Source organism: Bacillus sp. JZ105 (assembly GCF_053903125.1).
Genome location: NZ_CP096387.1, coordinates 3096982 through 3108819, shown reverse-complemented (window position 1 = coordinate 3108819; position 11838 = coordinate 3096982). Strand labels below are relative to the sequence as shown.

Genomic DNA, 11838 nt, shown 5'->3' with positions numbered 1-11838 from the left:
GGCGTCAGCATTGTCTAATGCTGGATTGTTTGATAAAATAATCCGTACGATTTGGACCGTGTTTGTGTCAAAAGGAGGGTGTACGCCAATGCCAAAGGGAGAGGGAAAGGTTGTTTCCCAAAACAAAAAAGCAAATCATGATTACTTTATAGAAGAAACGTATGAAGCTGGTCTTGTGTTGCAAGGAACTGAAATCAAATCGATTCGTGCTGGAAAAGTGAATTTAAAAGATTCCTTTGCCAAAATCGAGCGAGGAGAAGTGTTCCTTCATAACATGCATGTGAGCCCATACGAGCAGGGGAACCGTTATAACCATGATCCGCTGAGAACGAGAAAGCTGCTTCTTCATCGCAAGCAAATCAGCAAATTGATTGGTGCGACGAAGGAAGAAGGCTATTCACTTGTGCCTCTGAAACTCTATTTGAAAAATGGCTTTGCCAAAGTGCTGATTGGAATCGGAAAAGGGAAGAAGAAATACGATAAGCGTGAAGATTTGAAGAAAAAAGATGCAAAACGTGAAATCGAACGTGCCTTCCGCGATCGTCAAAAGCAATTCTAGCCTGATGCTGATAGCTTGCTGAGAGCGGAAGCATTATGCTACAATATGTTATGCAGTAAACAATCAACGCTGTTTTGACAGAAACCACCAGTTGTTTCGAGCAGTGAGATTGTTATAATAGTTATATACGGAAGCAGTGAAGCTGAACTTCCATCCCGTATATCCCTTTTACAAGGGGACGTTACGGATTCGACAGGGATGGTTCGAGCTTAGGCTGCGAGCCGAGAGGCGATCTCGTTAACACGCACTTAAATGTAACTGGCAAAACTAAAAGTTTTAACCAAAACTTAGCACTAGCTGCCTAATAAGCGCAGCGAGCTCTTCCTGACATCGCCTATGTGTCTGTGAGGAGCCCAATGAAGTAGGCTACGCTTACGTTTCCGTCTGAGGACGTAAGAAGAGATCCATCAGACTAGCTCTCCAAGCGCCCGTCAGCAGGCATGCGGATGAGTGAACACGAAATATGTTGACTACGCTCGTAGACGCTTAAGTAATCGATGTCTCTGGACGTGGGTTCGACTCCCACCGTCTCCATCAAAACTTTTAGAATGCAGTCGCATCAAGGGTTTTAAAGCCCTTGATGCGGGTCTGGCAACATGAAATATTTAGATTAAATAAAAGAAGACGCTATTGATAGCGTTTTTTTTATGCTTTTTTAATTTTTTAACAGAAAAGCCAAATGCGAATTTTTTACTAATAATTTGAATGAATAGCTAAATATAACCATCTTTTAACCGATGAAATGTAGGGATGTTACACCATATATTAGTGGGTGAATTTATTAAACTTAAGGCCTGAAAATAACAGCAGGAATGCAGAAGGAGTTTATCTCAGTGAACAAAGTAAAGACTAAATCACTATTCGCCACGATGATTATGCTTGCCGTGCTGATGGTATTCGGTACAGCGTGCAGCAATCAAAAGGCAGAAAAAGAATACGCCGAGTGGTATGAGAATTACAGAAGTGATATTGAAGACACAATGTTTGCGTTTGCTAAAAAGATGGTGGCAATTGATGCAGGTAATGATGAATGGCTTGGATCTGTCGAGAAGTCACTTTTTGATGTACAAAAAGTCATTGATGAGGGTAATGAAAAGAAAAACGTTCCTGGTGCTTATAAAAAAGCACATGAGTATTTGCTAAAAGCAAACAAAGGATATCAATATGCCGTAGAAGAAACACCGAAAGCACTTGAAAATCTTGATCTTGAATCACTGAATAACATTTCGAAAAGACTCGACAAAGCATACGATCAAACAGCCAAAGCCGATGACGAAGTAGAAAAAGTCTCAAAGGATAAGGAGTAATTCACACATGAAGACAAACAAAAGGACAATGCTTTCAATATTTCTTCTAGTATTTACATTGATGCTGAGCACAGCATGCGGTAAAAATGAAGCAGCAAACGGTTCATCGTCAAATAAAACGCCGGTAAAACAAGAAAAAATTGAAAAGATGACCGATAAAGAATATGCTGCATGGTATAAGGGGTATTTAAAACGTTTTGAAGATAGAATTATGCCTTTCTTTTTTTCATTAGTTCCAATGGATGATGTTTATGATAAAGAATGGGCTAGTGAACTTGAGAAGAAAATTGATAGTCTGCGAGAATTACTTAACGAAGCCAAAGAAAATGAAAACAAAGTTCCAGATACGTATAAAAAGGTAAATAGTTACTTAGTGAAAACAGATGACAACTTAGAGCCGATTTTCAAAGATATTTTAAAGGTTGCCAAGCAAGATAAGGTAGACGGTGATGATTTGAATTTCATAGATTCTAGGATGAAGAAAGCATTAGAAGAGATGGTTCTTGCAAAAGCAGAGGTTAGTAAAATTGAAGATGAGAAAGCTAAAAATACAACAAAAGATAATTCAAAACCTTGATTTAGAAAAATAATGCTGGAACCTCTTAAAGGATCATAAACCGAACTTGGTTCAGAGCAGAAAAAGAGATGTCAGATCTGGCATCTCTTTTATTATGTACGGTTTCTCAAAGAAGACTGCACCAACCGAACAAACAAAGGAAAAACGACAACCACCGCAATCATCATCAAAAATCCATCCGGCATAAGTTTTACAAACGTTGTCTGAATCACATAAACCGCAATCAGCAGTAAATAACTGATCAAAAATAACAATCCAGAACTTCTCTTTTTAAACGGTTTTTCTAAAAGAATCAGTATAAACAGCCCCGTCATAATCATTCAAAAAGTCATATTCCTTTCGAGTCTCCTCTCCATTCATCCCCACATTGTACAGATATTTCTCCGAACGCAACATACTTCTCCCTCAAATTAAGCAAAAAGTAGTGAAAATATAAGGAATCACGAACCGATGACGCCTGAAATTTTACAAAAAACCTCCAACCAATTCAAAATCACATCTTCCCATTTGTGACGTCCTCATATATAGTAAGATTAGACTAGTTCTAAATAACTGAAATTGGGGCGTTTACATGGATTCGATTGTTTTACATTTTATTGTGATCATGAGTGTTTCTGGCATTCTGTCCGTGATATTATCAATCATTGCTCATGCAAACCGCCATCGATATATTGGCTGTCAATTGTTTATGTACATGTCTGGAGCAACTGCGATTTATATCTTTGGGCATACGTTTGAATTATTGGCTCGTACCCCTGGAGAAATCATGTTCTGGGTTTGTTTTCAATACATAGGTCTTCCGTTTATTGCACCGCTCAGTCTGTTGATTGTGCTGCAATTTACGGGATTCCATCAATATTTCACAAAGCGCCGCGTGCTTCTCATCTTATTGATTCCAACTCTCACAACCATTATGGTGTTCACCAACTCTTTACATTCACTCTTTTATCGAAGCATCACGATGAATCCAGTAGATGGGTTTTTATTGGCTGATTTTACGATTGGCTATTGGTATATCATTCATGGCGTTTATACGTTTGGCTGTTCGGTGCTTGCTATTTTTATGCTGCTTTGGTTTTTACGTGTCACAAAAAAAGAATATTTAAAGCAGATTCTCGTACTGTTAGTGGGAATCTCATTACCAATTTTGACTTCTTTTATTTATTTATTAGGCGTCACTCCTTTTCATATTGATCCGGTTCCTGTGGTGATGTTTATCACCAACGCACTCTATTTATGGGTAATTATGTCGTTCCAGCTCTTTAAGCTGTCTCCCATAGCAATGGAGCGTGTGTTTGAGCATATGTCTGAAGGGGTTCTGATTTTAGATCGATATCGGACACTCATTGATTACAATCCCGCTGCTGCATTGATCATTCCAGCACTTGCGAATAAAAAGGGAATTGGCCATAAAATCGACGATATTTTCTCAGCAATCATCAAAGATTCAGCGTTCATTCAATGGCTGCGCTCTCCGCAGGATCATTCGCAATATGATTTAATGTGGAAAAAGGAAAAAGACCAGTCCTATTATTATCATCTAACTGCTTCGTCGCTATTTAATAGAAGAGGAGAGGTTGAGGGCAGGCAAATTGTGATCAGTGATGTAACAGAGCAGCGTTTGCTGCAGGAAGAGCTGGAGCGTCGTGCGTATATCGATGGTTTGACGAATATTTTCAATCGTTCTTCTTTCATCGAACGAACGCAGATGATCCTGGAAGAGGATGCACAGGATACGGCTGTTATGCTGTTTGATATTGATTTCTTTAAACAAATCAATGACACACACGGACATCATATCGGGGATGAAGCGCTTCGTCATGTTGTCTCTATTTGTCAGCAGCATTTACAAATGGATGATTTATTTGGACGATATGGAGGAGAAGAGTTTGCCATTTGTCTGCCGCATCAGTCATTTAAAGAGGCTTGTCATATTGCGGAACAAATCAGACATTCGTTTGAAGTGAGTTTCTTTACGAATGATGAGGAAAAAGTGCGAGTGACAGCGAGCTTTGGAATTGCTCATACAGCCAATGATCTTTGTGTATTAGAGACACTTCTATTTGAAGCGGATCAGGCCTTGTATATGTCAAAACGCCAAGGAAGGAACCGGATTTACGCATCAACTGGTAAGGGCCATGTGCTGTATCAAGAGCAGGATCTTCCGAATTGACTGTTGTCCTGACATTCGATATGATAAACATAACATTTGAACCGGTTTCCTAAAGGGGAGTAGCTTTTACGGTTTGGTCGTCATTACAGAAACATCCGTTGTTTCTCGGCCATTCCGGCATGAACAATGTTAGCCAGACCTTTGCCTATCACACATGAGGCAAAGGTCTGGCTATTTTTAAGGTCTTTTTGCATCTGTGTGATAGGGAAGCGGAACAAATGATGCTTTTAATCCGACAGATGAAAGGATGATCGATCTTGAAAAAATACGTAATGGCTTGCCTGTTTTCCGGAATGCTTGTATGAAGCGGGTGCTCCGGCTTGCTTGATCAGGTCAACGATACAACAACATATGTTACTGAGGCGAATGACTATGTGACGGACATTCAGCAATTTACAGAGGAATTTCCAAAGCTCGCTGAAGAAGCTGTACAAAACGCCGCCAAAAAGGCAGAATTAACGCAGCAGCTTGAATCATTGAAGGCAGATATTCAAGATTTTAATGACGTCACAGTGCCAAAAATGGCAGAAGACCTTCATGCACAAATCATTGAAAAAAATAAAGTGCTGTCAGAGGAGATTCAAACGTATATACAGCAATTGAAAGCAGGCGATATCGATGCTGCCGCCATACTGGAGGATCAGCAGGGATTGATGAAACAGCTTCAACAATCTATCAATCTTTTGCAGGATATCGAACAATTAACAAATTAGGACAAACAACGCTTTATATGCGGTGCTCAGCATATCTTTGCCTTTTCCGGTGGAGATATGCTTTAATTTAGGTAAAGACAAGTCATAATGGAAAAAAGGTGATCACATGACAGAACATGAAGAAAGACATATGGCTTCGCCTAGAGCCGAAAAGGAAAAGGATCAATTGATCAATCGCTTGAAACGAGTGGAAGGACAAGTTCGCGGGATTCAGCAAATGATTGAAAACGATCGTTACTGTATAGATGTTGTAAATCAAATCTCCGCAGTCAATGCGGCTTTGAAAAAAGTCAGTCTTCATTTGATGGAAAAGCATACACATCATTGTGTTGCAGATGCTATCAAGAGCGGCAATGGGGATGAAGCCATTGAAGAGTTAATGACGGTCTTTACGAAACTGACAAAATCGTAGCATTTATGTTTACATTGATACCCTACTAGGGTATAGTAAATTGTAGAAAATGATTGATGGAGGCGATGAGAAGTGGAACAAGCAACACTTCAAGTGCAGGGCATGTCTTGCGGACATTGCGTGAAAGCAGTCGAAGGAAATGTAGGAGAATTAGCAGGTGTTGAATCTGTGAAAGTCCATTTAGACAAAGGACAGGTGGAGGTTTCATTTCACCCGGATCAAGTCACGTTACACCGTATCTCCGATGTGATTGAGGAACAGGGATATGATGTTGTATAAATAAGTATACGTGCTGCAAAACAGCACGTATTTTTTTCAAAATATAATACCCCCATGGAGTATGTGGAGAGGTGAGATCAATGAAAAAGGAAATTGATTTTCAAATTACGGGGATGACCTGTGCTGCCTGTGCAGGCCGCATCGAAAAGGGATTGAATAGGCTGGAAGGTGTGGAGGATGCCAGTGTGAATTTGGCGCTTGAAACTTCTCATATCATTTATGAGGCAGAGCAGCTAACACCAGATGATTTGAAGCGGAAAGTTCAATCTCTTGGCTATGATGTGGTGATGGAGCAAGCAGAATTTGATATAGAGGGAATGACCTGTGCAGCTTGTGCAAACCGAATCGAGAAAAAAATTAACCGAATGGACGGTGTCGATCACGGGTCTGTAAACTTTGCCCTTGAGACACTTCAGGTCACATATCATCCGGGCCAAACGTCTACAAATGACATAAAAGATGCGGTGCAGTCTATTGGGTATTCTTTAATAGAACCAGATGCAGATCAAGCGGAGGAAGGAAAAAAAGATCACCGGCAAGCTGCAATAGAAAAGCAAACGGCACGCTTTTTATTCTCGATGATTTTATCACTGCCGCTTCTTTGGGCAATGGTCAGCCATTTTTCTTTTACGTCCTTTATTTGGCTGCCAGAAGCGTTTATGAATCCATGGGTACAGCTGGCGTTAGCAGCGCCGGTGCAGTTCATAGTCGGCTGGCCCTTTTATGTAGGTGCGTATAAGGCTTTAAGAAATAAAAGTCCCAACATGGATGTTCTTGTCGCACTTGGGACATCTGCCGCGTTTTTCTATAGTTTATATGAAAGCATTCAGTCAGCGGTACAAGGCACACATGAGGCAGCCCTCTATTATGAAACAAGTGCTGTCCTCATTACGTTGATCGTGCTCGGAAAATTAATGGAAGCAAGAGCGAAAGGAAGATCATCAGAAGCGATTCAAAAGCTGATGGGCTTACAGGCGAAAGAAGCGGTTATCGAGCGGGATGGCAAACAGATGACTGTGCCTATTTCTGACGTGAAAGTGAATGATCTTGTGTTTGTCAAACCCGGGGAAAAAGTGCCGGTAGATGGAGAAATCATAGAGGGGACAACCGCAATAGATGAGTCCATGATTACAGGAGAAAGTCTGCCTGTTGATAAAACAGCAGGAGATATGGTCATTGGGGCAACGATCAATAAAAATGGATTCATCAAAATAAAAGCGACTAAAGTCGGGAAAGAGACCGCGCTTTCACAGATTATCCGAGTCGTAGAACAAGCGCAGGGCTCAAAGGCACCGATTCAAAGAATGGCAGATCAAATATCAGGGATATTTGTTCCTATTGTTGTAGGAATTGCTGTGCTCACATTCCTCATATGGTTTTTCTTTGTTGATCCAGGAAATGTGACGTCAGCACTTGAAACCTTTATAGCCGTCATTGTCATCGCATGTCCGTGTGCGCTCGGCCTTGCGACACCAACCTCTATTATGGCTGGCAGCGGCCGTGCGGCTGAATCGGGCATTCTGTTTAAAGGCGGAGAGCATTTAGAAGTGACTCAATCACTCGACACGGTCGTGTTAGATAAAACAGGGACTGTGACAAAAGGAGAGCCTAGTCTGACAGATGTACTGGCATATGCCAACTGGACAGAAGATACGCTGCTGCAGCTAGCAGGCTCGGCAGAACAGCAGTCGGAACACCCGCTTGCCCGGGCGATCACAGACGGTATGAAGGAACGAGGTCTTGAAGCGGTCGAGGTTGAAGCGTTCCAAGCAAATCCAGGTCATGGAATTGAAGCAAAGGCAGCAGGACACAAGCTTTTGATTGGAACGCGTAAGCTATTACAGAAACATCATATCCGATATGAGCAAATTGAAGCATCTGTCACAATGCTGGAGGAGCAAGGGAAAACGGCTATGCTTGTTGCGATTGACGGCGAAGTCGCCGGCATTGTCGCGGTCGCAGATACAATCAAATCATCCTCTCCACAAGCCATCGCTCGTCTAAAAGAGCAGGGGATTCACGTTGTGATGATGACAGGTGATAATAAACTAACAGCAGAGGCGATTGCGAAACAGGCGGGCATTGATCATGTCATTGCTGAAGTGCTGCCAGAAGAAAAAGCGGCTCACATTGCAGCGCTTCAGGAACAGGGAAAGAAAGTCGCCATGGTCGGAGACGGTATCAATGATGCCCCAGCTCTTGCAACAGCGAATATTGGGATGGCTGTGGGAACAGGGACAGACGTTGCCATGGAAGCAGCAGATATTACGCTCATGACGGGAGATCTCCATGCCATTGCAGATGCGCTGGAATTTAGTCAAAAAACAATGAGAAACATTAAACAAAACCTATTTTGGGCGCTTGCCTATAACTGTATTGGGATACCGATCGCTGCATTTGGTTTCCTTGCACCATGGCTTGCAGGAGCGGCGATGGCCTTTAGCTCCGTGTCCGTTGTGCTGAATGCGCTCAAATTGCAGCGATTGAAGCCAGTTAGAGAGGGAGTGGCAGAATGAAGCTGAATGTCAAATGGATTTGGACCGTTAGTGCATTGTTCTATGTTGCTCTTGTGCTTATTGGATATACGATTTATGATGAATTTTTTCCAAATCAACATCCACCAAGTGAACAGATGCAAAATCATTAAGACTTCGCCAAAAGCAAAGTCTCAGCGTGTAGACAAACCCTCGCATTCGGTGTCAGGCCTGCGTGCCGGTGCTCACGAATGTCAAATTCGCTCCGCGCCGGTACTCGTCCTTCCTAGACTGCAAAGGTTTTCTATCACGTTGTCTATATATTCTGAGACTTCGCCAAAAGCGAAGTCTTTTTTTTACAATATTGTGGAAAAACCCACCTTTTTAAAGATTTTTCATAAAAAATTCACTTCTTTTTGTTCCTTTTTGTCGTTTTTTGTAGGTTCGTCGTTAAGATGCGATTAAGCAACAAAGAAAGCGTTATCAAAAAAAGGGGGTTCACGTATGAAAAAGTTAGGGTTAGCTTCTCAAATACTCATTGCACTTGTTCTGGGTGTTGTCGTGGGAGCGCTGTTTTATCAAAATGAAACCGTTATTAATGTGTTAACGCCGATTGGCGATATATTCATCCATTTAATTAAAATGATCGTTCTTCCAATTGTTATTGCTGCATTGATTGTAGCAGTTGCAGGTGTTGGAGATATGAAAACGATCGGAAGACTCGGTGGAAAAACCATTCTTTACTTCGAGATTGTGACAACGATTGCATTAGCAGTTGGACTGCTTGCAGCAAACTTGTTCCATCCTGGTACAGGAATTGATATGAGCAACATGGAGAAAGGCGATATCTCTAAATATGAAGAGACATCTAAGGCTTCTTCTGAAAAAGCGACTTTCTCTGAAACGCTGGTGCATCTTGTACCGACAAACGTTTTCCAATCCATTGCAGAAGGTGATTTATTACCAACCATCTTCTTTACAGTCTTATTCGGATTAGGAATTGCCGCAGTTGGAGACAAAGGAAAACCAGTATTAGGATTCTTTGAAGGTATACTCGAAGCGATGTTCTGGGTGACCAATAAAGTGATGAAGTTTGCACCATTTGGTGTATTCGCGCTCATCAGTGTGACGGTGATCAAATTCGGGGTCGGAGCGCTTCTCCCGCTAGGCAAACTGGTACTTGTCGTTTACGGTACAATGGCATTCTTCGTCATTGTTGTACTTGGCATTATTGCGAAAATGGCTGGAACAAGCGTCTTTACACTATTTAAAGTATTAAAAGAAGAAATCATTCTTGCATTCTCAACAGCAAGTTCAGAAGCTGTACTGCCTAGATTAATGGACAAAATGGAGAAGTTCGGCTGCCCGAAAGCGATCACGTCGTTCGTTATTCCAACAGGCTACACCTTTAACTTAGATGGAAGTGCCATCTATCAATCCATTGCTGCGATATTTGTTGCACAAATGTACGGCATGCCGCTTTCCATCTATGAGCAAATTACGTTACTATTAATTTTAATGCTGACATCTAAAGGAATGGCTGGTGTACCAGGTGCATCAATTGTTGTTGTCATCACAACTCTTGGTGCTATGGGACTGCCGCTTGAAGGACTTGCCTTCATCGTTGGGATCGACCGACTTCTTGACATGGTTCGTACAACAGTGAACGTATTTGGTAACTCACTTGCAGCCATTGTCATGTCTAAGTGGGAAAAAGTATTTGATCAAGAGAAATCGAAGAAGTATATTGAGGAATTAAAACAACAAACAAAAGCAGCGTAAAAAAGGAGATCTTTTCAAATGACGAAGCTACAGGACAAGCAAGTTCGAATCGAACGAGACTTTCTAGGTGAAAAGGAAGTAGACACTCAAGCATATTATGGAATTCAAACATTACGTGCAGTGGAGAACTTTCCAATTACAGGCTACCGTATTCATGAGGAACTCATCAAAGCATTAGGGATTGTCAAAAAGGCAGCCGCACTTGCAAATATGGATACACAGCGGCTATATTCTGGTCTTGGAGAAAAAATTGTTCAAGCAGCAGATGAGGTCATCGAAGGAAAATGGAACAATCAATTTATTGTTGATCCAATTCAAGGCGGGGCTGGCACTTCAATGAATATGAATGCCAATGAAGTCATTGCAAACAGAGCGCTTGAACTACTAGGAAAGGAAAAAGGCGCTTATACTGAGCTAAGTCCAAACACGCATGTGAACATGTCGCAGTCAACAAACGACGTTTTCCCAACAGCGATTCATATTTCAACATTGAATATGATTGAAAAACTACTTTATACGATGGAAAACATGCATCAAGTCATGACCGAAAAAGCGCAGGAATTCGATCATGTCATCAAAATGGGACGCACACATCTTCAGGACGCTGTTCCAATCAGACTTGGACAAGAGTTTAGTGCGTATGCAAAAGTTCTTGCTCGTGATATTAAACGTATCAAGCAGTCTAGACAGCATTTATATGAAGTCAATATGGGGGCAACAGCAGTCGGAACTGGATTGAATGCAGATCCTAAATATATTCGCCAAGTGGTTGGCTACCTATCTGACATTAGCGGATTACCGTTAGTTGGTGCTGAAGACTTAGTCGATGCAACGCAAAATACGGATGCTTATACAGAAGTATCGGCTGCACTTAAAGTATGTATGATGAACATGTCCAAAATGGCGAACGATATTCGTCTGATGGCTTCAGGGCCAAGAGCAGGCTTTGGTGAGCTGCACCTGCCGCCGAGACAGCCAGGTTCATCCATCATGCCAGGGAAAGTCAACCCAGTTATGCCTGAGGTCATGAACCAAGTGGCATTCCAAGTCATTGGGAACGATCACACAATCTGTCTTGCATCAGAGGCTGGCCAGCTTGAACTGAACGTTATGGAACCAGTGTTAGTGTTCAACCTGCTTCAATCTCTCAGCATGATGAAAAATGTATTCGAGTCTTTCGTGGACAACTGCTTGCGTGACCTAAAAGCAGATGAATCTAGATTAAAAGAATATGTAGAAAAAAGTGCCGGTGTCATGACGGCGGTGAACCCGCACATTGGTTATGAAGCGGCTGCACGAATTGCAAGAGAAGCCATCCTTACAGGCGCATCTGTACGTGAGCTTTGTCTGCAAAATGATGTGTTAACAGAGGAAGAGCTTGATGTCATCTTAAATCCTTTTGAAATGACAAAACCAGGTATTGCTGGCGCATCACTTTTAGAAAAGGATCGTTTAGAAGATTAAGCGGCATCATGAGAAGCGCACACCGGCAAAGTTCCGGTGTGCGCTTTTTCATGGAGGTTTGTTTTTCTTTAGCTCACATAGTATACTATCGTCAATTA

The 11838-nt window shown here is 41.7% G+C and carries 12 protein-coding genes and 1 other RNA gene; 12 read left to right on the top strand and 1 reads right to left on the bottom strand.

Features of this window, described 5'->3' with window-relative positions:
• Positions 1 to 88 precede the first annotated feature (88 nt).
• The 4 genes from smpB to M1D81_RS16060 all read left to right on the top strand — a co-directional run bounded on the left by smpB (position 89) and on the right by M1D81_RS16060 (position 2443).
• Positions 89 to 559, top strand: coding sequence for an SsrA-binding protein SmpB (gene smpB / locus M1D81_RS16075; RefSeq protein ID WP_012011279.1), 471 nt, complete (start codon positions 89 to 91; stop codon positions 557 to 559).
• 174 nt (positions 560 to 733) lie between these two features.
• Positions 734 to 1096, top strand: a transfer-messenger RNA (tmRNA) gene (gene ssrA, locus M1D81_RS16070).
• Between the two features lie 296 nt (positions 1097 to 1392).
• Complete coding sequence (locus M1D81_RS16065) at positions 1393 to 1866, top strand: hypothetical protein (RefSeq protein WP_456266372.1); 474 nt, start codon at positions 1393 to 1395, stop codon at positions 1864 to 1866.
• A gap of 7 nt (positions 1867 to 1873) precedes the next feature.
• Positions 1874 to 2443: a hypothetical protein gene (locus M1D81_RS16060; RefSeq protein WP_034623883.1), complete on the top strand. Its 570-nt coding sequence runs from the start codon at positions 1874 to 1876 to the stop codon at positions 2441 to 2443.
• Between the two features lie 92 nt (positions 2444 to 2535).
• Here M1D81_RS16060 and M1D81_RS16055 read toward each other — a convergent pair whose 3' ends face one another.
• Positions 2536 to 2697 carry a hypothetical protein gene (locus M1D81_RS16055; protein ID WP_456266373.1) on the bottom strand — a complete coding sequence of 54 codons (162 nt, stop codon included), beginning with the start codon at positions 2695 to 2697 and terminating at the stop codon, positions 2536 to 2538.
• Between the two features lie 317 nt (positions 2698 to 3014).
• Here M1D81_RS16055 and M1D81_RS16050 point away from each other — a divergent pair, with 317 nt between their 5' ends.
• The 8 genes from M1D81_RS16050 to aspA all read left to right on the top strand — a co-directional run bounded on the left by M1D81_RS16050 (position 3015) and on the right by aspA (position 11740).
• Complete coding sequence (locus M1D81_RS16050) at positions 3015 to 4616, top strand: histidine kinase N-terminal 7TM domain-containing diguanylate cyclase (RefSeq protein WP_456266374.1); 1602 nt, start codon at positions 3015 to 3017, stop codon at positions 4614 to 4616.
• A gap of 320 nt (positions 4617 to 4936) precedes the next feature.
• Entirely contained in the window at positions 4937 to 5329 is a 393-nt protein-coding gene (locus M1D81_RS16045) for a DUF6376 family protein (RefSeq protein WP_456266375.1), read from the top strand.
• Between the two features lie 106 nt (positions 5330 to 5435).
• Positions 5436 to 5741, top strand: a complete 306-nt coding sequence (locus tag M1D81_RS16040) for a metal-sensing transcriptional repressor (protein WP_012011272.1) — start codon at positions 5436 to 5438, stop codon at positions 5739 to 5741.
• 72 nt (positions 5742 to 5813) lie between these two features.
• A complete protein-coding gene (copZ, locus tag M1D81_RS16035; protein WP_024423475.1) occupies positions 5814 to 6020 on the top strand; it encodes a copper chaperone CopZ in 207 nt (68 codons plus the stop codon).
• An 80-nt stretch (positions 6021 to 6100) separates the two neighbouring features.
• Positions 6101 to 8536, top strand: a complete 2436-nt coding sequence (locus tag M1D81_RS16030) for a heavy metal translocating P-type ATPase (RefSeq protein WP_456266376.1) — start codon at positions 6101 to 6103, stop codon at positions 8534 to 8536.
• On the top strand, positions 8533 to 8667 hold the full coding sequence (locus M1D81_RS16025; protein WP_456266377.1) for a hypothetical protein: 135 nt from the start codon (positions 8533 to 8535) through the stop codon (positions 8665 to 8667). Before M1D81_RS16030 ends, M1D81_RS16025 begins: the two co-directional genes overlap by 4 nt.
• A gap of 331 nt (positions 8668 to 8998) precedes the next feature.
• The gene (locus tag M1D81_RS16020) at positions 8999 to 10276 is read left to right on the top strand and encodes a cation:dicarboxylate symporter family transporter (protein ID WP_024426051.1); all 1278 of its coding nucleotides are present in this window, start codon (positions 8999 to 9001) and stop codon (positions 10274 to 10276) included.
• Positions 10277 to 10294: 18 nt separating this feature from the next.
• The gene (aspA, locus tag M1D81_RS16015; RefSeq protein ID WP_024426050.1) at positions 10295 to 11740 is read left to right on the top strand and encodes an aspartate ammonia-lyase; all 1446 of its coding nucleotides are present in this window, start codon (positions 10295 to 10297) and stop codon (positions 11738 to 11740) included.
• Positions 11741 to 11838 lie beyond the last annotated feature (98 nt).

Excerpts from the sequence above, each read along its gene's own strand:
- M1D81_RS16050 (WP_456266374.1), top strand. The coding sequence starts at position 3,015 with ATGGATTCGATTGTTTTACATTTTATTGTGATCATGAGTGTTTCTGGC.
- M1D81_RS16030 (WP_456266376.1), top strand. The coding sequence starts at position 6,101 with ATGAAAAAGGAAATTGATTTTCAAATTACGGGGATGACCTGTGCTGCC.
- M1D81_RS16025 (WP_456266377.1), top strand. The coding sequence starts at position 8,533 with ATGAAGCTGAATGTCAAATGGATTTGGACCGTTAGTGCATTGTTCTAT.
- M1D81_RS16040 (WP_012011272.1), top strand. The coding sequence starts at position 5,436 with ATGACAGAACATGAAGAAAGACATATGGCTTCGCCTAGAGCCGAAAAG.
- aspA (WP_024426050.1), top strand. The coding sequence starts at position 10,295 with ATGACGAAGCTACAGGACAAGCAAGTTCGAATCGAACGAGACTTTCTA.
- M1D81_RS16020 (WP_024426051.1), top strand. The coding sequence starts at position 8,999 with ATGAAAAAGTTAGGGTTAGCTTCTCAAATACTCATTGCACTTGTTCTG.
- M1D81_RS16060 (WP_034623883.1), top strand. The coding sequence starts at position 1,874 with ATGAAGACAAACAAAAGGACAATGCTTTCAATATTTCTTCTAGTATTT.
- smpB (WP_012011279.1), top strand. The coding sequence starts at position 89 with ATGCCAAAGGGAGAGGGAAAGGTTGTTTCCCAAAACAAAAAAGCAAAT.